The organism is Pseudomonas weihenstephanensis (assembly GCF_016812185.1).
GTDB classification, from domain to species: domain Bacteria; phylum Pseudomonadota; class Gammaproteobacteria; order Pseudomonadales; family Pseudomonadaceae; genus Aquipseudomonas; species Aquipseudomonas weihenstephanensis.
This window is the reverse complement of record NZ_JAAEBV010000002.1, coordinates 507,359-529,426: the sequence shown is the minus strand read 5'-3', so window position 1 is coordinate 529,426 and position 22,068 is coordinate 507,359. Positions and strand designations below refer to the sequence as shown.

Genomic DNA, 22,068 nt, shown 5'->3' with positions numbered 1-22,068 from the left:
CATGCTGCCTCAAGTTACCCAATTTGAAGACACCGTCATCCTTGTGGGTGACACCGGCATCCAGTTCATGGATTTCGCCCTGCGTCTGGACCCGCGCAAGTTGCCTGCGGGCGACTTTGCGCCGCTGACCAACGGCTTGCTGTGCCGCCTTGAAGAAGGCGATCGCAACGGCATGACCAGTTACTTTTACGAAAGTGAGCCAGGCAAAACCGTTGAAGCACGCAGCACGCTCAACATCGGCATGGATGCCAGCCTCAAGCTGTTTGACGGGCTTTGGCTGCCACTGCCGGTGTTCCGTCATCGCCCCCCGTTCAGCTTTGACCAAGGCCCGATCAACTGGTCGCGGATGCGCCTGGTACGGCTGGCCGAGCCGGACATCGATGGCAACACCCATCGCCTGACCGTTGCATTCGACACCCGCACGCGCACTGAGGAAGAGAACAGGGGCTGTCTCTACTTGGGGCCGATGGACACCGATGCCAGCTCCGGCGTGTCATTCAAGCTGGCCTGCAAGCCGCAACAGGCGCGCTGGTTTCTGGATCAGATCTGGGTCAAGGAGTGGCTGCTGGAGGTCTTCAAGGAAGGCCATCCCAAAACCCCGCGCGATGAGCTGGACAAGGACATCAAGGAGGGCCATCCCGAAGCCCACTACTTGAACCTGCTCAGTCTGTTTATGGAGCCGTGCACCACGCGCGACAGCACCACCCCGCCGCCGCAAGTCAAACTGCCGGAAATGAAAATCGTGGCCAGCCACGGCAGCGGCGTCACCCCGCCGATTCCGGTCGACTTGGTGCTCGATGTCGGCAACTCGCGAACCTGCGGGATCTTGATCGAGAACCACGGCCAGTCCGGCTCCGGGCTTAAAGACAATTACGTGCTTGAGCTGCGGGACTTGATGACCCCCGAGCACGTGTACAACGATGCCTTTGAAAGCCGCGTCGAGTTCGCCCAGGCCGCCTTCGGCAAGGACGAAAGCTCGACCAAAAGTGGTCGCGCCGATGCCTTCCAGTGGCCGACGATGGCGCGCGTGGGTCGCGAAGCAGGCCGTCTGGCCAGCCGCCGTCGCGGTACCGAAGGCTCCACCGGGCTGTCCAGCCCCAAGCGCTATCTGTGGGACGAAAACCCCTACGATCACGGCTGGCGTTTCAGTCACGCCTACGTCAAAACCGATAAAGAGCCGTTTGCAACCGCCCCGCCCTTTTCGCTGTTAATCAACGAAACCGGCGACGCGCTGCACAGTTTTGAGTGGATGGAGCTGCCGGTATTCGTCCCGCGCTATTCGCGCAGCTCACTGATGACCTTCATGCTCGCCGAAGTGCTGACGCATGCGCTGATGCAAATCAACAGCCCCGCGCAGCGTTCGCGCCAAGGCCATACCCGTGTGCCGCGCCGCCTGAACAGCATCACCCTGACCGTGCCGCCAGGCATGCCGCAAGCCGAGCGCAGCATCCTCGAAAAACGCATGCGCCACGCCATTGGCCTGGTGTGGAAAGCGTTGGGCTGGCAGGTCGACAAAAAAGACCCGTTCGATCCGGACTCGGCCCCGGCCACCACCCCGCTGCCCAACGTGCGTGTGGAATGGGACGAGGCATCGTGCGGGCAGTTGGTGTACCTCTACACCGAAGTGAACGAAAACTTTGCCGGTCACCCGGAAGAATTCTTCGATGCCATTTCGCGCCCCGGCAAGACCGACCGTGAACGCATCACGCTGGCCACCATCGACATTGGTGGCGGCACCACAGACCTGGTGATCACCGACTACCGCCTCGACCGTGCTGGCAATGCCACCAGCGGCAGCAACGTGCACATCGTGCCGGAGCAACGCTTCCGTGACGGCTTCAAGGTGGCGGGCGATGACATCCTGCTGGACGTGATTCAAGACTTCATCCTGCCCAGCTTCGACAGTGCCTTGCTGCACGCCGGGGTTAACGTGCCGGCCTCATTGATGTCGCGTTTGTGCGGCGCCGAGTCGGGCAGCGCGCAAGACCAGGTGCTGCGCCAGCAACTGAACCTGCAAGTGTTCACCCCGCTGGCGCTGGAGCTGTTACGCCGCTACGAGCTGTTCAACCCCGAGTTCGCCGGGGCCGCCACCGACCACACGTACCTGGAGTTGCTGGGCAACGAGACCGTGAGCAGCAACGTGCTGGACTATGTGAACAGCGCCGTGCGCCGTGAGCTGGGGATGCAGACCGATTTCGATCTGCTCAAAACCGCCATCACATTCGACCTGCAAGCCCTGCATGTGGCGTTCACCAGTGGGCGCATCAACATCACCAAAATCTTGTCCGGGCTGTGCGAAGTCATCGCCCATTACCCGTGCGACATGCTGCTGCTGACCGGGCGCCCTTCGCGCCTGCCGGGTATTCAGGCGTTTATCCGCAAAATGCTGCCGCTGCCGCCGGGGCGCATTCTGGCGTTGCAAAACTACCGCACCGGCAACTGGTACCCGTTCCATAAAAACGGCTTGATCGACGACCCGAAAAGCACCGCTTCGGTGGGCGCCATGCTGTGCCTGCTGTGCGCCAACCACAGCGTGCCGAACTTCTATTTCCGCACCTCGGCGCTCAAGCCGTACTCGACCATCAAGCACATCGGCAAGATCGACCAGGCCAACATCATCACCGACTCGGACGTGCTGTACCGCGACCTGACCTCGGACAACGGCCGCATCGTGCTGCCTGAAATTGGCGAAGGGCTGGACGCTCGCCCACCGGCGCTGCAAATGCGCGGTGACATGCGCCTGGGCTTTCGCCAGTTGGCCGCCGAGCGTTGGTCTGCCACGCCGCTGTACACCTTGCACTTCACCCCGCAGGGGCGCCAGCGCTTTACCGAAGCCAAGTCTGAGAACAACGAAATGCCCGTGGTCAACGTGTACTTCAAGGTCCTCGAAGCCACCGAGAAGATGAAGCGCCAAGGTCAACTGAGCGACCTGCTGGAGATCGATCAGGTGGAGTCCAACACGGACAAAACCTTCAGCAAAAAAGACCTCTCGCTGCAACTCAACACCACCTTGGTCGAGGGCTTGAGCGGCAACAAATATTGGCTGGACAGCGGGAGCGTAAAACGCAAATGAGCAACCAGACCCCAGAACAAATCGCCCTCACCCACGGGTGGAACGCAGTCTACGACGGTGCCGGTCAGGCCCTTGAGTGGGTCGACAAAACCCGCGTCACCGCGCCCAAGCTGGAGCGCGATGCCTACGACTTGAAGCTGGGTTTGTATCAGGCGCGCAACCTGGCCCGCAACCTGGGGCGTGTGGCAGGCACACCGATGACCACCGGTTTTTTCGGCCTGTCGCAAGCGGGCAAGTCGTACCTGATTTCGGCGCTGGCAGCCGGTGTCAATGGCGCACTCGAAACTAAGTTCGGTGAAGAGCGCCTGGACTTCATTCAAGACATCAACCCCAGTGGCGGCGGTACCGAAGCCACGGGTCTGGTGACGCGTTTCAGCCGTTTGGCCAAGCCCAGTGAAGACCCCGCTTATCCGGTTGAGCTCAAGTTGTTCCGTGAGGTCGAGCTGGCCAAGATCTTTGGCAATACCTGGTTCAAGGACTTCGATCAGGAAAAAATCGCCTTTGAGATCGACGAGGCGATGGTGCGCCAGGTGTTGCAGCCTTTTGAAGGCCGTGAGTCAGGCCCGGTTCAGTCGGGCTTCAGCGCCGAAGATGTCGTCTCGCTGATGGATTACCTGAACCAGAGTTTTGAAAAATCACTGAAAATTCTGACTCACCATTATTGGCCCAAAGTGATCGAACTGGCGCCGCGCCTGACGGCGCAAGAGCGCGGCGAAGTGTTCTCGATCCTGTGGGGCAAGCAAGACGGCCTGACCCAGGTTTACCAACAGTTGGGCGCCTCGCTCAATCGCTTGGGCATGCCCGACACCGTGTTCGCGCCGCTGTCGGTGCTGGCTGAGCGGGTCGGCACCGAATACGACCGCCGCAACAGCATCATGAACGTCGACATTCTGGAGCGTTATGGCTCGGCCATTGACGTGCCCGTGTCGGTGCGCCCGTGGATCGACGGCAAATTGCACAACGCTAGCAGCATTTCACTGGTGCAATTGGCGGCGCTGACGGCCGAAATGACCTTCCGCCTGGTCGAAGTGCCCGCTGCCCAGATCGTTGAACAAATGGACCTGCTGGACTTCCCCGGTTATCGCGGGCGGTTGAACGTGACGGCCATCGCCAAAGAAAGCGGTCAAACCAACTCCATCTCCCAGTTGATCCGTCGCGGCAAGGTGGCGTACCTGTTCGAGCGTTATGTCGAAGATCAGGAAATGAACGCGTTGGTGATCTGCACCAACAGCACCAAGCAGAGCGACGTCAACGATGTCGGCCCGGTGCTGACGCGCTGGATCAACGCCACGCAGGGCGACACCCCGCAAGAACGCGGTGGCCGTGCCACGGGCCTGATCTGGACCCTGACCATGTTCGACCTGTGCATCTCCCAGTCGCTGAACAAGCAGTCGCGACTGGCGCTGGAGGAAGAGTGGGACGGCATGATGACGCGCACCATGCTGGAGCGCTTCAAGGACTACCCGTGGATGTCGAACTGGCAAGCTTCGCAGCCGTTCAACAACACGTATCTGGTGCGCAAGCCGCGTCATCAGACGGCCTTCATCGGGCGCACCGACGGCAGCGAAACTCACTTCACCGACGACAGCCTCGACACGCTGGAGATGATGGCCAGCACCTTTGTCGAGCGGCCCACGGTCAAAAAACACATCAAGGATGCGCAGCAGGCATGGGATGCCATGCTCACCCTCGACGATGGCGGTATCACCCGTTTCAGCGAGAGCTTCACGGCGCTGGCCAGCGTGGACTTCAAGCTCAAGCGCATCCGTGAACAGCTCGATAAAGTCTTGAACGGCAAAGCCAAAAACACCTTGAGCAGCCTGTACGTGGCAGATGGCGCCGACATGGTGGCGATCAAACGTGCGCAGGCTCAGATGATTCTGGGCCAGCTCAAGCGCCGGGGTTCGGCGTTGGGCGAGTTGATCAACGCGTTGCAACTGCCCAGCGAGGAGATTCGCGAGCTGTACCTCAACGGCGTGTACGAAGAAGACACCGACGCCGCGCCCGGTGACACCGCGCAGGACGGCACCCAGCAGTCCATCGTTTATGCCTCCAGCAACGAATTCGATTTTGGCGATGACTTTGGCGACTTGTCGCTGAACTTCGATGCGCCGCCCAGCGCGTCTTCCCCTGCCCCGACCGCGGCCCCGGCGCTGCAAAGCAATGAGCACAAGTTTGCCCGTGCGGTGTTTCGCAACTGGGTGACCTACCTGCGGGCAGTGCCTGAGCGCGACGGCCTGATGCGCGCGCTGGAGCTGGATAAAGCGTCGATTGAGGCGCTGATTCAGGAGTTGATCGTCAGTGGCGATCGCCTTGGCCTGCAAGACCAGTTGATCCGCGTCGTGCTCAAGCGCGCGCAAAGCGGCTCGCGCCGCGACCAAATGGTTGAACGCCAAGTGCTCGAAGTGCAGCGCGTGCTCAGCGATTTTGTGGCGTGGTTCGGCTACACCGCCGCGCCGGTCGAGACGCGGCCAAAAAGCCATACAGGCAACCGTGAAGCGCTGTTTTCGTTCTACGGCGACGTCGCCCGCGATGCCTTGCCGCAACTACCGGCGCAGCCGATCAATCAGGCGCAGCAGTTCCTCGGCGATTGGTTGTCCGGTGTGGCGTACATCACCATGGACAACGCCAGCCACGGCACCGGCAGCGAAATTACCCCTGAACAAAATGAACGCCTGGGCCACGTGCTCAGCGCGTTTGAAGCGAGATAAGACATGTCAATTTTCGTCGAGCTGGTCACCCTGCAACCCCACATTGCCGGTCAGGGATGCCTGATCGTCAAGAACTGGACCGGTGGTCACGAGCGTCTGGAGTTCTCTATCCAGCGCAATCAGGACGGCTACTTCCTGCAAGGCGACCAGCACTGGAGCAACAGCCAGTACTGGTTCAAGGTCGCGCATTTCAGCGTCGCCGCCAACGGCGACGAGCTGGAAACCGTGGTCGGCCCGCAGTTGGTCGACCCGTTGCTCGACGTGGGCGGCATGGCCACGTTTCGTATTGTCTTGCGCGAGCAAGGCGGCGAGGGGCATACCCAAGTCGGCATGTTAAGCCCTGCGCCCAACCTGCAATCGTCCGTAGCGGCCAGTGATGAAAAACAGGTTGCGCACGAAGACACCGGTCAGTTGAAAACGCCGGTGTCGCCACCGGCAGTGGTTGCGCCAGAACCCGAGCCAGAACCTGAGCCTGAGCCAGTCCCTGAGCCGGTCGTGGAACCCGTGGCGCCTGAACCTGTGCCAGCGCCACCCCCTGCGCCCGCGGCTGCCAAAAAGAAAGGCTGGCTGATTGCATTGATCATCGCCTTGCTGGTGCTGGCGGCGATCGCCGTGGGTGCCTGGTTTTGGCTGAACAAAACGCCGGCAGTGGATGCACCGGTGGGCGACAAAACACAGATGCCAGAACCCAAGCCCGAGCCACCTGGCGATAACCAGGCTTGCACTCTGGACAGCATGACTACCCTGCCTGAGCTGGCCTTCGTGCAGGCATGCATCAAAAAAGCACCCGGCAGCGCCGAACTGCTGGAAATCATCAAGGTGGCCAAAGCCAACAACCACTGTGGCGTGGCCCAGCGTTTGTATGCCAACCGTGCACAAGCGGGCGACCTGCAAATCGCCGCCGCATATGCCCACGAATACGACCCAAAATTCCATCAGACCAGCACCTGTTTCGCTGAGCCGGACAAAGCCACCGCCGCGTACTGGTACGAAACCATCCTCACCCAAGAGCCTGAGAATGCTGAAGCCAAGGCCCGTTTTGAGGAATTGAAACCATGAGTCGTTTTGCTCTGGCCGCCAGCGCGGTGTTGGCTTTGTGCATCGGCAGCTCGCTGGCCCACGCCGCCGACAAGCCGCTGATTCAGGAAGGCAAGAAAACCCTGTTTCAACGGGTCCTGACCACGCCCGGTTGCACACTCAGCAGCAGCGCCGGTGGCGAACCCGGCGCCGCGCAGCCCACCTTCAGCCGCTTTTACGTGTACGAGCGGGCGCAGGCAGCGAATGCGCAATGGCTCAAAGTCGGTCCTGACAGCTACGGCAAAACCATCGGCTGGCTACCGGCCAGTTGCACCACCGACTGGAAGATGCAGCTTACGCTGGCCTTCACCAACCCGGCCAACCGCGACCGGCTGATGTTCTTCAAAGACCGCGCCACCCTCGAAGGCATCCTTGATGCCCCGGACCCGGTGAGCCAGGTCGCCCCGCTGCGCGCCAAGCTCAAGCAAGGCACGCTGGCGCCAGGTGTGTTGGCGCAAGAGCCGGAATACTTCGTCGACCTGCACAAGCAGTTCTACCTGCTGCCGGTGCTCAGCGGCGAAGAAGTCATGACCGAAGAAGGCTTTCGCACCCGCTTGCTCAACGTGGCCTCGGTGAGTAAAGCCGAAGACAAGCCGATGCAGGCCGGCGCAGCCAATGCGCCCGATGCCGGCGCGGTGAAAACCAGTCAGTTGAAGGAATTCAGCGCGGCGGTGGTGTTCGTCATCGACTCCACCATCTCGATGGACCCGTACATCGACCGCACCCGCGAAGCGATTCGCAAGGTCTACAAGCAAATCGAAAGTGAGAACCTGGGCAATCAGGTCAAGTTCGGTCTGGTCGCGTTTCGCTCCAACACCCAGGCGGTGCCGGGGCTTGAGTACGTGACCAAAATGTACGCAGACCCGAACAAGGTCACGGGCAGTGACGACTTTTTGGCCAAAGTGGCTGACCTCAAACAAGCCAAAGTCTCCAGCAAAAGCTTCGACGAAGACTCGTATGCGGGCGTGATGCACAGCATCGAGAAGGTGGACTGGTCGCAGTTCGGTGCCCGTTACGTGGTGCTGATCACCGACGCGGGCGCCCTTGAGGGGGACGACAAACTCAGCAGCACCGGCCTGAGCGCCGATCAGGTGCGGATCGAAGCGGCCAACCCTGGCGTGGCGATTTACACCCTGCACCTCAAAACCCCGGCCGGTATCAAAGACCACGGCAAAGCCGAGGCGCAGTACCAGAACCTGTCGACTTACCCCGGCACCAACACCTCGCTGTACTACCCGGTCAATGCCGGTGACGTGCAAGCGTTCGGGCAGAAAGTCGATGCGCTGGCAGGCGCTATCACCGCGCAGGTGAAAGCCGCTTACATGGGCGACGACGCCATCGGCAGCGCGCTGAATGCCAAGCAGGACGTGGTCGCCAAAAAAGACCCGGCTGAACAGAAAATGCTCGCTGACGCAGCGCTGATCGGCCACGCCATGCAGTTGGCGTATCTGGGTGAAAAAACCAACAGCCAGGCACCGCCGGTGTTTAAGGCGTGGATCACCGACCGTGACTTGATCAAGCAAAACATCCCCACCACCGATGTGCGGGTGCTGCTGACCAAGGCCCAGCTCAGCGACTTGAGCGACGTGATGAAACAGATTCTGGACGCCGCCAACGAGGGGCTGATCTCTCCCACCGAGATGTTTGATCGCTTGCGTTCGGTGGCCGCGACGATGGGCGCCGATCCTAATCAGCTCAAGCAAAACGGCAACGCCAAACTGGCTGACATGGGCGTGCTCGGCGAATACCTCGAAGACCTGCCCTATCAGAGCGAAGTGCTCAACCTGGACGAAGAAACCTGGAAGAGCTGGGACGGTCTGGCCCAAGAGCGTTTCATTCGTAACCTGAGCACCAAGCTGCGCCACTACCAGCGTTACAACGCGGACGTGGACCGTTGGGTGGCGTTGGCCAAAGACAGTGATGCACGGGACAACGTGTACCCGGTGCCACTGGAAATGATGCCGTAACGGGGCGCGCATGCTCGATATTCAAGACATGCTCGTGCGCCGTGGCAGCGGCGCGCAGGCGCACAGCGTGCGCTTGGCGACCTTGCAGGTGAAGCCCGGAGAAATTCTGGCCATCACCGGTGAAAGTGGCTGCGGCAAAAGCACCTTGCTCGAAGCCATCGGCCTGTTGCTGCAACCGGTTGAGCTGGGACGTTTCAGCCTCGGCCCGCCGCGCGCCACGCTGGACATCGCGCAGATGCTGGCGGGCAACGACCAACCGGCGCTGTCGCAGGTGCGTTCGCGGCACTTGGGTTTCATCTTGCAAAGTGGCGGCCTGCTGCCGTTTTTGAGCGTGCGCGACAACATCAGCCTGCCCCGGCGTTTGTTGGGCATGCCAGCAGAGAGTGCGCAGGTAGATCGCGCGATCCACGCCCTGCGCCTCGACGGCTTGCTCGGCAAACTGCCGCAGGCCTTGTCCATCGGTGAGCGCCAGCGTGTGGCGTGTGTGCGGGCCATCGCCCATGAACCGCAATTGCTGCTGGCTGACGAACCCACGGCCTCACTCGATCCGCACAGCGCCAAGCGTCTGTTTGAGTTGTTGCTCAGCCTGGTTAACGAGTTGGGCTTGAGCGCGCTGGTGGTGTCCCACGACTGGGCGCTGGTGCGCGACTTTGGCTTGCCGCGCCTGGGCGCAGTCAGCCGTCAGGGAGAAACACTGTTTGAAGCGATGGATTAGCCGCCTCGGCCTGCTCGGTTCGCTGGCGGTCCAGGACCTCTGGCACGACCGCAAAGTGTCATTCTGTATCGCCGCCTCGCTGGTGGCGGTGATCGCGCCGCTGTTGCTGCTGTTCGGACTCAAACACGGGGTGGTCAGCCAGTTGCAGAACGAACTGCTGAGCGATCCGCGCAACCTTGAAGTGAAAATGCTCAGCAGCGGCAATTACGACACGGCGTGGATCGAGCGTTTGCGCCTGCAACCTGAGGTCGGTTTTGCCATCGGCCAGACCCGCTCGCTTAATACGCAGGCTGACCTGTTGGTGGGCATGCAGCGTTTTGTCGAAAACGCCGAAATCATTCCCAGCGATGCGGGCGACCCGCTGCTTAACCTGCCGCAGATCCGCCTCGACGGCCAGCAAGTGATTCTCAGTGATCGCGCCGCCCAGCGTTTGCAGGCCAAGGTCGGTGATAACGTGCGTTTGCGCGTCTCGCGGCGTCTAGACGGGATCAATGAGCGCGGCGAACTGAATGTGCAGGTGGTGGCCGTGCTCGATGCCGCACGCTTTGGCCGCGCCGCAGGTTTTGTCGCGCCGCCGTTGCTGCTGCAACTTGAGCGTTTTCGCGACGGCTATCAGGTGCCCGCGTTTGGCCTTGACACCGGTAAGCCGCAGGGGGAGCTGCAACCGCTTTACGCCCGTGCTCGCGTGTATGCCCGCGACATCGATGCGGTCGCGCCGCTGGAGCGCTGGCTCAACCAACAAAACATCGAAACCGCCAGCCGTTTGGCCGATATCGACAACGTTAAAGCCATCAACCATGTGCTGGGCCTGATCTTCGGCGTGATTGCCGCGGCGGCGCTGATCGGCTGTATTGCCTCGATGATCGGCGCCTTTTTGGCCAACATCGACCGCAAGCGCAAAAGCCTCGCGGTGCTGCGCTTGCTCGGTTTTACCAGCCCGGCGGTGGCCGGATTCGTCATCGCCCAAGCGTTGTTGTTGAGCCTGGTGGGCTATGTCGGCGGTCTCGCATTTTATGGGGTCGGCAGCCTGCTGTTCGACCACTTGCTCGGCAGCAGTCAGGCCACCGGCACCTTTGTTTGTCACATCACTGTCTGGCACGGGCTGGCAGCCCTGCTGATTGCTTTATTGGTCGCAGCACTGGTCGCCATTATCGGCGCGCTACGGGCCATCAGCATCCAACCTGCGGAGAGTCTGCGTGAGCTATAAACGTGTTGTGTTGATCGCATCCTTGAGTCTTGGCTACCTGCTCAACGCCTCGGCGGCGGGCTGGGACGAGAAGTATTACAACCCCGCGCCCGACGCCAATGACGTGGTGCTGCCAATGCCGTGCGACGGTGCAATGGTGTTTCGCAAGGTGTTCATCCCGGTGACCGGTCCGCTGGACGACTACCCGATCAACATTGGTCAGGACAGCCCGGAGTGGGGTTACGTCGAGCAAAAGCGCCCCTCGTTCATTGCGGGTAGCTTTACCGGCGCCAAGAGCGACAAGTCGCGTTACTACTTGATGGCCAAGTACGAAATGAGTCAGTTGCAATACCAGGCACTGACCGCCGAGACCTGCCCCGCACCGTCCAACAAACTGCGCTTGGCGCAAGTGGCCGTGAGCTGGGTGCAAGCCATCGACGCCAGCGACAAATACAACCTGTGGTTGCGCAAACATGCGGCCGACAAGTTGCCCAAAGAAGACGGCGCGCTGGGCTTTTTGCGCCTGCCGACTGAAACCGAGTGGGAGTTTGCTGCCCGTGGCGGGCTGGAAGTCGGCGCGGCTGAGTTCAGCGACACGCGCTACCCGATGCCCGAGGGCCTGAACGCCTACGAATGGTTCGGCGGCGCGCAATCGTCCAACGGCAAGTTGCAACTCACGGGCCTGCAAAAGCCCAACCCGCTGGGCCTGCATGACATGCTCGGCAACGCCGATGAAATGATGTTTGAACCGTTCCGCCTGAATAAACTCGACCGCCAGCACGGTCAGGCTGGCGGCTACGTGGTGCGCGGCGGCAACTACCTGACGCCGCAAGCGGACCTGCGCACAGCGCTGCGCAAGGAAGAGCCGTACTACAACGCTGACGGCCAGGTTAAAAACAAAACCACTGGCCTGCGGCTGGTGCTGGTCTCGCCCACGCTGACCTCGCGCGAACGCGTGGGCAGCATCGAGAAGAGCTGGAAAAAACTCGGCACCGGGACTCAAGAAGGCGATCAAGCCAAAGACAAAGGCGCTGTTCAAGAATTGAACAACTTGGCGTCGGCGGTCGAAGACAAGGCCCTCAAAGAGAAGCTGCAAGCCTTGGAGAACCAGCTGCGTGCCAGCAACCAGCAGCAGGAAGAAACCCGCGATCAGGCGATTCGCGCCAGCCTCAACCTGGGCGCCTTTTTGTGCACCAAGATGCTCGACGACGGCCAGTACCTGGACTTCTTGCAGAAAAACTACGCGCTTAACTGCGAATCCGAAGACAAAGACCCCAGCTGCGACATGCGTAAAGGCAAGCTGGAGGAGCAAAAAGACCGTCTGCACAAGCTCAGCCGCTACTACGCCAGCAGCCTGGTGGAATCCGCCTCGTTGTATGGCCAGCCGCTGCTGGAGCCACAAGTGCCGGTGATGGAAGAAATCATCAGCCAGAACAAACAACTGCAAGAACTCAAACCTTACCTGCGCACCCACTGGGCGAATCAGAAGACCTACCTGCAAAAGCAGAAGATCGACACTGACGCCTGGCTGAAAAGCTGCAAGTCGGTCACCCAATAAGCCCAACACCTGTTTCAACAAGGAGCAATACGATGATGCGCAGCCTGTGGTCCTCATCCAAATTACTGATCAGTTTTGTACTCACAGGCAGCCTGCTGCTGGGGGGTTGCGCCAGCACCGGCAGCGGCATGTTGGGGGCGGGCGCTCCGGCACCGGACCCACGCCTGACTCAGGGCACCGATGCCGAGTTCTTCAGCAAGTCCGGTTATCAGGCGTGCGCGATGGGCGCGGGCGCGGCGATTCTGGCCTGCACCCTGTCCAACTCCGGCAACAAAGCAGTGTGCATGGTGGCCGCCGGTGTGGCGGCGTGTGGTGTGGCGATGGGCGCCAACTACTACGTGGATCAGCGTCGCAGCGAATACGCCAACACCTCGCAGCGTTTGCAGAAGTACAACAGCGACGTACAACTGGACACGCAAAAAGTCGTGACCCGTACCGCCACGGCCCAGCAAGTGATCAACGATGACAAGCAGCAGATCGCTCAGATCAAACGCGACCTGGCCAGCAAGAAAATCGACAAGGCCCAGGCACAGCAGCAGATTGCGGTCATCGACAGCAACATCGCGCAGTTGCGTAACGAAGTGAACAACATGAAGACCAAAGTCGCAGGCTACAACGACGTGGTGAAAGTCGAGCGCGCCCAGGGCAATGCGCCTGAGCTTAAGCAAATGGATGCCAACATTTCGAAGATGAACCAGAAAGTGGCCAGCCTGCAAAAAGAAGTCGATGGTTTGTACAGCCAGCGCTCCGCGATCACGTTGGGTTAAGACCATGAACACACGATTGATTCTGGGTTTTGCTGCTTTATTGGCGCTGTCTGGCTGCGCCACCCAACCGGGTGAATGTGACGCCAACAACCGCGACGCGAGCCTGTTCACCAAAGTGAACTGCGACGCGGGCGGCGGTTACAGCGAGCAGATTCGCCAAAACGAAACGGAGCTGGCCAAGTCGCAGCAAGAAAACGCGATGTTCCATCAGGTCTATCAAGACATTGCCGCGCAACAAGCGGCCTCGCGCACTGACCTGCAAGCGCAGCAAAAATCTCAGGCGGCGTTGAACCAGTCGCTGAGCCAATTGCTCGGCTCGCTCAAGGCCCGCAAAGGTAACAAGGCGCAGGTTCAGCAGCAGATCGCCAGCCTTGAACAGCAGCTCAAGGCCGCGCAAGCCAAACCTGCCAGCAGCACTAACCCCAAGCAATTGGCGGCCAAGCAGGCAGAACTCAAAGCGCTGCAAAAGAAGGTTAACCAGCTGCAATTTAGCCTCGGTTACGAATAACCCCTTCGGGTGCATTCAGTCGGCGGCCTTGCGCCGCCGACGTCATTTTCAGGAACTCACTGCATGCAGCGCATTACCCGGGACGAGCACGCCACCTCAGCAGGGCTGGACGCGCTCAAAGCCAAGATCGCCTTGATCCTCAAGCACTTTCCACCCTCGGTGGCGAGTGTCTACGCGATCCCGCGGCTGGGCAGCGGCGATGTGGTGGAGTGGTGGACCGAGTTGGGCGGCCAGCCCACGCGTTTTCATGAGCTGGACGAAGACCGGCAGGTCGCGTTGCTGGAGCGTTACCACCAGCGCCAGGAAACCCTGGGGCTGTTGGCCGATGAGTTGGTCACCCGTGGCCAGCCCGAGCAGGCGGCCAGTTTGCGCACGCTGATTGGCCCGCCAGACCTCAACAATCTTTACAGCATCAATGGCGATCCGGTGGTGGTGCGCTGGGGCCTGGCGCCGGAGCCGGTGGTCGCGCCGCCGCCCGCGCCCACCCCGCCGCCTGTGCCGCGCCCGGTGGTGGTGCGCCGCGTGTGGCGCGGCTGGCTGTGGTTGCTGCTCGGGTTGTTGTTGCTGGGCCTGTTGCTGTGGGCGTTATGGCATTGGCGTCTGCCGGCGATGAACCTGTTGCCGAGCCAGAACAACCACGTTTGCCGCGCCAAAACGCCGGTGGGCAGCGAGTTGCCGCCAGAGTTTGTGGTCATCCTCGACACTTCGGGGTCGATGAACCTCAACATCGACGCCACCAAGGACGATGAGGACTGGTACTTCAAGAGCCGTCCGCAACCCGAAGACGATGACCCGCGCACGGTCAAAATTTTCGCGGCGCAAACCCGTCTGGATGTGGCCAAGGCGTCGCTGAGCGGGATGATCAACAACTTGCACCCGGACATCGACACGCGGTTGATGACGTTTGCCGGGTGTTTCCGTCAACCGGATCACGGCGTATTTAACGCCGCGCAGCGCCCGCAACTGATCGCGGGCATTCAAGGATTGACCGCCAATGAAGGCACGCCGTTGGCGTCGAGCCTGAAAAAAGCCGCCAGGCAGGTCAATGGCCGAGACCGCGATGCGGTGATCGTGATGTTTGTCGACGGCGACGATGGCTGCAACGAAAACGTCTGCAAAGTGGCGCAAAACATCGCCATCGAACAACCTCGTCTGCGGGTCAACGTGGTCAATATCGGCGACAGCTCGTTGTCCAACTGCATTGCAGAAAACACCGGTGGCAGCATCTACTCCAGCCGCAACGCCAGCGACTTGGCCAACGCCCTGAAAAACGCGACCGAGGCCGTTTCAGAATGTGATTAACGCGCAGGCGCTGCCGCCCACTGCGAGCGTTTGATTTAAACGCTCACAGCCTGCGCCAGCGCCTGCTGTGGTTACGTCAAGCGCTGTACCTCAGGCAGGTGCATGGCCTGGACTTCCTGTTGCAAAAAGTCACTCAGGCGGCGCAAGCGCTCACCGCCGGGTCGGGTTTTAGGCCACACCAAGTAGTAATTTTCGCCACTGGCCACCGCCGTGCGGAACGGCAAACTCAGACGGCCCTGCGCCACGTCTTCGGCCACCATCAGCAAGTCGCCCATCGAAATGCCGTACCCGCGTGCGGCCGCGATCATGCCCAGTTCCAGGGTGTCGAACACCTGTCCGCCTTTGAGCGATACCTGCCCGGTCAAGCCCTGGCAGTCGAGCCAGCGGCGCCAGTCACGTCGGTCGGGGGTCGGGTGCAGCAACTCGGTGGTGGCCAGACGTTGAATATTCCAGGGCTGATCTGTGAGCAAATGGGGCGCCCCCACCGGAATCAACATTTCAGGAAACAGCAACGTTGCTTCCCAGTCAGGCGGGAAATGCCCGTTGCTTAGCAGCACGGCGCAGTCGAACGGTTCCTGATTGAAGTCGACGTGGTCGATGTCCATCCACGCGCTGGTCAGCTGCACTTCATTGCCCGCCTGCAAGTGCCGAAAGCGGCTCAGCCGCGCCAGTAACCAGCGCATGGTCAGGGTCGAAGGCGCCTTCATGCGCAAGATGTCATCTTCGGCGCGCAACGTGGTGCAGGCGCGTTCCAGCGCGATAAACCCTTCACGCACCCCCGGCACCAGCAAACGGGCGGCTTCGGTCAGTTGCAAGTGGCGGCCATTGCGCTGAAACAACCGACAGGCAAAGTGCGCTTCGAGGGTTTTGATATGGCGGCTTACCGCACTTTGTGTGATCGACAATTCGTCTGCCGCACGGGTAAACGAACTGTGGCGGGCTGCCGCTTCGAAGGCGCGCAAGGCATACAGAGGAGGAAGGCTACGCGACATGAGGAATATTCCTTGAATACACCGGATCAGGACTTATATGACGGCATCAGGTATGAGTTTTTATCATGTTATGGATCGTTTTTATCCCTTTGCTTAAAACACGCAAGGCGCCGAGAATCCAGCCTTTGAACGTATCTTAAGAAATCGAACCGATGACCAAACAGCATTCTGCCGCTATTGAACTCAAGGCCATCATGCGGTTGGCCGGGCCGCTGATCGCCTCGCAGTTGGCGCACATGTTGATGGTGCTCACCGACACGCTGATGATGGCGCGCCTGAGCCCCGAGGCTTTGGCAGGCGGCAGTCTGGGGGCGGCCAGCTACTCGTTTGTGTCGATCTTCTGCCTGGGGGTGATTGCGGCGGTGGGCACGCTGGTGTCGATCCGCCAGGGCGCGGGAGATATCGAGGGCGCTACCCGTCTGACCCAGGCCGGTGTGTGGCTGGCGTGGGGGCTGGCGCTGGGCGCGGCGCTGATCCTGTGGAACATCAAGCCGGTGTTGCTGTTATTCGGGCAAACCCCGAGCAACGTCGAGATGGCCGGGCAGTTTCTGTTGCTGCTGCCCTTCGCCCTGCCCGGCTACATGACATTCATGGCCTTGCGCGGCTTCACCAGCGCGATGGGTCGGCCGATGCCGGTCATGGTCATCAGCGTAATCGGCACGGTGGCGAACTTTTTACTCAACTACGCGCTGATCACCGGGATGTTCGGCTTGCCCAAGTTGGGTTTGATGGGCATCGGGCTGGTCACGGCCATTGTGGCGACTTGCATGGCGCTGGGCCTTGCCTGGCATATTCACCGGCATCCGGCCTACGACGCGTATCCCCTTCGCAAGGGGTTGTCGCGTATTAACCTGACCTACCTGCGCGAGCTGTGGCGCCTGGGTTTACCGATTGGCGGCACCTACGCCGTCGAAGTCGGCCTGTTTGCCTTCGCAGCGTTGTGCATGGGCACGATGGGCAGCACGCAACTGGCAGCGCATCAAATCGCGTTGCAGATCGTGTCAGCGGCGTTCATGGTCCCGGCGGGCATGTCGTATGCCATCACCATGCGCATTGGCCAGCATTATGGGGGCGGCGACTTGCTACGGGCGCGACTCGCAGGCCGGGTGGGCATCGGTTTTGGCGCGGCGACCATGTTGTGCTTTTCGTTTGTGTTTCTGGTGTGGCCTAAAGAGTTGGTCGGTTTGTTGCTCGATTACGACAATCTGGCGTTCCGCCCGGTGTTTGAACTAGCCATGAGCCTGTTGGCGGTGGCCGCGTGGTTCGAACTGTTCGACGGTGCACAAACCATTGCTATGGGCGCCATTCGCGGGCTTAAAGACGCCAAGACCACTTTTTTGGTCGGCCTGTTTTGCTATTGGGCGATTGGCGCACCGCTGGCCTGGGTGTTGGCGTTCACCTTCAATTGGGGGCCTGCGGGCGTGTGGTGGGGGTTGGCGGTGGGCCTGGCGTGCGCCGCCATCAGTCTGACGCTGGCATTTGAATGGAAGATGCGGCGCATGCTCAAGCGTGCGAGCAATGCCGCCATCACCGTGTAGTCACTGCCGAGTAATGCGGCTATGCGGTTTTACGGGCGCGATGCGTGGCCGGCAACAGCGTATCGGCCGCTGTCTTGAGTCAGGAACGTGACCAATTCGGCCAGTGGTAACGGCTTGCTGATCAAATAGCCTTGCACCTGATCGCAGCCAAAACTGCGCAGCAGTGCCAATTGCTCAGGCGTTTCGACGCCCTCCGCGACCACTTCCAGCTTGAGGTTATGCGCCAGGTTGATCATGGCAGGCACCAACTGGCGGTTTTCTTCGCGGCTTTCAATACCGCCAACGAAGCTTTTATCAATCTTGAGCAGGGTGATCGGCAGGCTGTTGAGGTGCACAAAGGACGAAAATCCAGTGCCGAAGTCGTCCAGCGAGAAGCGCACGCCCAAGCGTCCCAGTGCATCCATCGTTTGCTTGACCAGGTCGCTGCGCCGCATCACGGCGGTCTCGGTCAGCTCAAATTCCAGCCATTGCGCTTCAACCCCGCGCTCGGTGATCAAGCGGCTGAGGGTGGAGAGCAACTGGCTGTCCTGAAACTGGCGAAACGACAGGTTGACCGCCATGTGCAACGGCGCCAGCCCGCGTTCGCGCAGGGCCTGCATGTCACGCAATGCGCGCGAAATCACCCAGTAACCCAAGGGCACGATCAGCCCGCTTTGCTCGGCCAGCGGCACAAATTCGCTGGGGGCCAACAAGCCGCGCTCGCTGTGACGCCAGCGCACCAGCGCTTCGAGGCCGACAATTTGCCCGCTGGCCAAGTCCAGGCGCGGCTGGTAGTGCAGTTCCAGTTCGTCACGGCGCAACGCCCGGCGCAGCTCGCTTTCGAGATCGGCCAGGCTGCGTGCGTTGCGATTGATGCGCTCATTGAACAGGTGATACGTGCAGCCCTGGGTGCTTTTGGCTTGCTGCATGGCGATGTGTGCGTGCCACATCAGCGGGTCAGCCCCGGCATTGGCCCGAGCGTGGGCGATGCCCAGACTGCAACCAATCAGCAGGCTTTCGCCGTCGACCCAATACGGTTCGGCCAGCGCTTCGGTGATGCGCTCAGCGATCAGTTCCGCGCGTTCGGGGGCGCGGCGAGTGTCGATCAACAGCGCAAACTCGTCGCTGCCCAGTCGTGCCAATTGATCGCCCGCCTCTAGCTGGCTTTTGAGTCGCGCCACCACTTGCAGGATCAGGCGGTCGCCCGCTTGATGCCCAAGGGCGTCGTTGGCATGACGAAAGTTGTCCAGATCAAGGTGCCCGAGGGCAATGCCGCGCCCTTCGCTTTCGGCCAGCCGCACCGCCAGCAAGGTCTGAAAACCCTGGCGATTGGCGATACCGGTCAGCGGGTCTTCTTCGGCCAGGCGCTGCAAGGTGTGTTCGAGCACGCCACGCTCGCGCACATGGCGCAAGCTGCGGCGCAGCGAATCAGCGTTCAGTTGGGGGGCCACTAACCAGTCGCTGACCCCTTGGGGCGTTGCCTCGGGTTCGGTGTCCAGCAACAAAATCGTCGACAACCGGCAGCGACCCGGTGCGGGCTGTAGCGTGGGGGTGGTCAGCAACAACGCGTGGCGGTCGTTCTCGAACAGATAGCTGACAGCTTCCCAATTGGGCGCGCACACCAGCACGGCTGCGCCTTTCATTGGCGCCAGACACTCGCGCAATAACGCTGCCCAAGAAGGCTCTTGGGCCAGTAGCAGCAAACGCAAGGGTTCGACAGGCGTAGACAAGCTGGCTCCCTAGACTCTGCAATAATTTCAGGCGGTGGGCATTATGACGCGCCGCCGACCAATGGCAAATGACACTGGTTATCAAATACATATTTGCAGTCATAACAGAACGGTAGCCGCCAATTTGGCCGGCATCCTGCGCGAAGGTAACAAAAGCAGAAAATTTAGACAGAGTGTTACGTCACACTGTCGCAGAGTGGCAGCAATATTTGCTCAGCCTGTTAAAATGCCCGCCCTTTTCAGATACGACCCCCTGACCCGTCATGTCCCGACTCAATCCCCGGCAGCAAGAAGCCGTGAGCTACGTCGGCGGCCCTCTTTTGGTGCTCGCCGGCGCAGGCTCCGGCAAAACCAGCGTGATTACCCGCAAAATCGCGCACCTGATCCAGAACTGTGGCGTGCGCGCTCAGTACATTGTCGCCATGACCTTTACCAACAAGGCCGCGCGCGAGATGAAGGAGCGGGTGGGCACGTTGCTCAAAAAGGGCGAAGGCCGGGGCCTGACTGTGAGCACCTTTCACAACCTGGGACTCAATATCATCCGCAAGGAACACGCGCGGCTGGGCTACAAACCGGGGTTTTCGATCTTTGACGAAGCGGACGTCAAAGCGCTGATGACTGACATCATGCAAAAGGAATACTCGGGCGACGACGGGGTCGACGAAATCAAGAACATGATCGGCTCGTGGAAAAACGACCTGATCCTGCCGCCTCAGGCGCTGGAAAACGCCCGCAACCCCAAAGAGCAAACGGCCGCGATCGTTTATACCCACTACCAGCGCACTCTCAAAGCCTACAACGCCGTGGACTTTGACGACTTGATCCTGCTGCCGGTGAAGCTGTTCGAAGAACACGCCGACATCCTCGAAAAGTGGCAGAACAAGGTGCGCTACCTGTTGGTGGATGAGTATCAGGACACCAACGCCAGCCAGTATTTGCTGGTCAAGTACCTGATCGGTACACGCAATCAGTTCACCGTGGTGGGCGATGACGATCAGTCGATCTACGCCTGGCGCGGCGCCCGCCCGGAAAACCTGATGCTGCTTAAGGACGATTACCCGTCCTTGAAAGTGGTGATGCTGGAGCAAAACTACCGCTCCACCAGCCGTATTTTGCGTTGCGCCAACGTGCTGATTTCTAACAACCCGCATGCCTTTGAAAAACAGCTGTGGAGCGAAATGGGCCACGGCGATGAGGTGCGGGTCATTCGTTGCCGCAACGAAGACGCCGAGGCCGAGCGGGTGGCGGTCGAGATCCTCACCTTGCACCTGCGCACTGACCGGCCGTACAGCGACTTTGCGATCCTGTACCGCGGTAACTATCAGGCCAAACTGATTGAGCTGAAGTTGCAGCACCATCAGATTCCTTATCGTCTGTCAGGCGGCAACAGCTTCTTCGGACGTCAGGAAGTGAAAGACCTGATGGCCTACTTCCGTTTGATTGTGAACCCGGATGACGACAACGCGTTTTTGCGCGTGATCAACGTCCCACGCCGGGAGATCGGTTCTACGACACTGGAAAAGCTCGGTAACTACGCGACCGAGCGCAAAATTTCGATGTACGCCGCCACCGACGAAATCGGCCTGGGCGAGCACCTCGATGCGCGCTACACCGACCGCCTGGCGCGGTTCAAACGGTTTATGGACCGTGTGCGCCAGCAATGCTCGGGCGAAGACCCGATCTCGGCGTTGCGCAGCATGATCATGGACATCGACTACGAAAACTGGCTGCGCACCAACAGTTCCAGTGAGAAGGCGGCGGACTACCGCATGTCCAACGTCTGGTTCTTGGTCGAGGCGTTGAAAAACACCCTCGAAAAAGACGAAGACGGCGCCATGACCGTCGAGGAAGCCATCGGCAAGCTGGTGTTGCGCGACATGCTCGAACGCCAGCAGGAAGAGGAAGACGGCGCCGAAGGCGTGCAGATGATGACGTTGCACGCGTCCAAAGGGCTGGAATTCCCTTACGTGTTCATCATGGGCATGGAAGAAGAAATCCTGCCGCACCGTTCCAGCATTGAAGCCGACACCATCGAAGAAGAACGGCGTCTTGCCTACGTGGGTATTACCCGCGCCCGTCAGACACTGGCGTTTACCTTTGCAGCGAAGCGTAAGCAGTACGGCGAAATCATCGACTGTGCGCCGAGTCGCTTCCTGGATGAGTTGCCGCCGGACGATCTGGCCTGGGAAGGCAACGACGACACCCCTACCGAAGTTAAAGCGGTTCGCGGAAATACAGCATTGGCCGATATACGCGCCATGCTTAAACGCTAAAATCGACTATTTTTTCATTCTACCTTCAGCGCATAAGCGCTATTTGAGGACGTTACGTTGGAAGCACTGCACAAGAAAATTCGCGAAGAAGGCATCGTGCTTTCCGATCAGGTTTTGAAGGTCGACGCCTTTTTGAACCATCAGATCGATCCGCAACTGATGAAAGAGATCGGCGACGAGTTCGCGCGTTTGTTCAAGGATGCGGGCATCACCAAGATCGTCACCATCGAAGCGTCGGGCATTGCCCCGGCTGTGATGACGGGCTTGAACCTGGGCGTACCGGTCATTTTTGCCCGTAAGCACCAGTCGTTGACCCTGACTGAAAATCTGCTGACGGCCACGGTGTACTCCTTCACCAAGCAGACCGAAAGCACCGTTGCGATCTCGCCGCGTCACCTCAAAAGCACCGACCGCGTGCTGGTGATCGACGACTTCCTGGCGAACGGCAAAGCCTCGCAGGCGCTGATTTCGATCATCAAACAAGCGGGCGCGACTGTTGCAGGTCTGGGCATCGTGATCGAGAAGTCGTTTCAGGGCGGCCGTGCCGAACTGGACGCGCAGGGTTATCGCGTTGAGTCGCTGGCCCGGGTTAAATCCCTGGCAGACGGCCACGTGACCTTTATCGATTAAGTCCGCTTGCCCCTGCTTTCGTAGCAGCCGCCTTCGCCAGCTGCTACGAAGAGCGGTGTCTG

At 60.2% G+C, this 22,068-nt stretch carries 15 protein-coding genes; 13 read left to right on the top strand and 2 right to left on the bottom strand.

The genetic code is table 11. From position 1 onward, the window contains the following. Nucleotide 1: 1 nt before the first annotated feature. The 10 genes from GYN01_RS09885 (at nt 2) to GYN01_RS09840 (ending at nt 14,864) form a co-directional block, all read left to right on the top strand. A complete protein-coding gene (locus GYN01_RS09885; RefSeq protein WP_203306958.1) occupies nt 2-3,073 on the top strand; it encodes a virulence factor SrfB in 3,072 nt (1,023 codons plus the stop codon). Next, the gene (locus tag GYN01_RS09880) at nt 3,070-5,784 is read left to right on the top strand and encodes a virulence factor SrfC family protein (protein WP_203306957.1); all 2,715 of its coding nucleotides are present in this window, start codon (nt 3,070-3,072) and stop codon (nt 5,782-5,784) included. The genes GYN01_RS09885 and GYN01_RS09880 overlap by 4 nt, the downstream gene beginning before the upstream one ends. A gap of 3 nt (nt 5,785-5,787) precedes the next feature. Further along, nucleotides 5,788-6,843, top strand: a complete 1,056-nt coding sequence (locus tag GYN01_RS09875) for a flagellar basal body-associated FliL family protein (protein ID WP_203306956.1) — start codon at nt 5,788-5,790, stop codon at nt 6,841-6,843. Then, nucleotides 6,840-8,828, top strand: a complete 1,989-nt coding sequence (locus GYN01_RS09870) for a vWA domain-containing protein (protein ID WP_203306955.1) — start codon at nt 6,840-6,842, stop codon at nt 8,826-8,828. The genes GYN01_RS09875 and GYN01_RS09870 overlap by 4 nt, the downstream gene beginning before the upstream one ends. A 10-nt stretch (nt 8,829-8,838) precedes the next feature. Beyond that, a complete protein-coding gene (locus tag GYN01_RS09865) occupies nt 8,839-9,543 on the top strand; it encodes an ABC transporter ATP-binding protein (RefSeq protein ID WP_203306954.1) in 705 nt (234 codons plus the stop codon). Next, a complete protein-coding gene (locus GYN01_RS09860; protein ID WP_048363829.1) occupies nt 9,527-10,750 on the top strand; it encodes an ABC transporter permease in 1,224 nt (407 codons plus the stop codon). Before GYN01_RS09865 ends, GYN01_RS09860 begins: the two co-directional genes overlap by 17 nt. Beyond that, entirely contained in the window at nt 10,740-12,287 is a 1,548-nt protein-coding gene (locus tag GYN01_RS09855) for a formylglycine-generating enzyme family protein (RefSeq protein ID WP_203306953.1), read from the top strand. Before GYN01_RS09860 ends, GYN01_RS09855 begins: the two co-directional genes overlap by 11 nt. A gap of 32 nt (nt 12,288-12,319) precedes the next feature. After that, complete coding sequence (locus tag GYN01_RS09850; protein ID WP_048363831.1) at nt 12,320-13,054, top strand: hypothetical protein; 735 nt, start codon at nt 12,320-12,322, stop codon at nt 13,052-13,054. A gap of 4 nt (nt 13,055-13,058) precedes the next feature. Beyond that, on the top strand, nt 13,059-13,562 hold the full coding sequence (locus tag GYN01_RS09845) for a lipoprotein (RefSeq protein WP_048363832.1): 504 nt from the start codon (nt 13,059-13,061) through the stop codon (nt 13,560-13,562). Nucleotides 13,563-13,625: 63 nt separating this feature from the next. Then, complete coding sequence (locus GYN01_RS09840) at nt 13,626-14,864, top strand: vWA domain-containing protein (RefSeq protein ID WP_203306952.1); 1,239 nt, start codon at nt 13,626-13,628, stop codon at nt 14,862-14,864. 71 nt (nt 14,865-14,935) lie between these two features. On the opposite strand, the gene GYN01_RS09835 is transcribed toward GYN01_RS09840, so the two are convergent. Next, nucleotides 14,936-15,856, bottom strand: coding sequence for a LysR substrate-binding domain-containing protein (locus GYN01_RS09835; protein WP_048363834.1), 921 nt, complete (start codon nt 15,854-15,856; stop codon nt 14,936-14,938). Nucleotides 15,857-16,008: 152 nt separating this feature from the next. On the opposite strand from GYN01_RS09835, the gene GYN01_RS09830 reads away from it, so the two are divergent. Further along, nucleotides 16,009-17,394, top strand: coding sequence for a NorM family multidrug efflux MATE transporter (locus GYN01_RS09830; protein ID WP_048363835.1), 1,386 nt, complete (start codon nt 16,009-16,011; stop codon nt 17,392-17,394). A 29-nt stretch (nt 17,395-17,423) separates the two neighbouring features. On the opposite strand, the gene GYN01_RS09825 is transcribed toward GYN01_RS09830, so the two are convergent. Then, nucleotides 17,424-19,103 carry a putative bifunctional diguanylate cyclase/phosphodiesterase gene (locus tag GYN01_RS09825; RefSeq protein ID WP_203306951.1) on the bottom strand — a complete coding sequence of 560 codons (1,680 nt, stop codon included), beginning with the start codon at nt 19,101-19,103 and terminating at the stop codon, nt 17,424-17,426. 263 nt (nt 19,104-19,366) lie between these two features. Here GYN01_RS09825 and rep point away from each other — a divergent pair, with 263 nt between their 5' ends. Both rep and GYN01_RS09815 read left to right on the top strand, forming a co-directional pair. Beyond that, nucleotides 19,367-21,376, top strand: coding sequence for a DNA helicase Rep (rep, locus tag GYN01_RS09820; protein ID WP_048363837.1), 2,010 nt, complete (start codon nt 19,367-19,369; stop codon nt 21,374-21,376). 57 nt (nt 21,377-21,433) lie between these two features. Continuing rightward, nucleotides 21,434-22,006, top strand: coding sequence for a xanthine phosphoribosyltransferase (locus GYN01_RS09815; RefSeq protein ID WP_048363838.1), 573 nt, complete (start codon nt 21,434-21,436; stop codon nt 22,004-22,006). Nucleotides 22,007-22,068 lie beyond the last annotated feature (62 nt).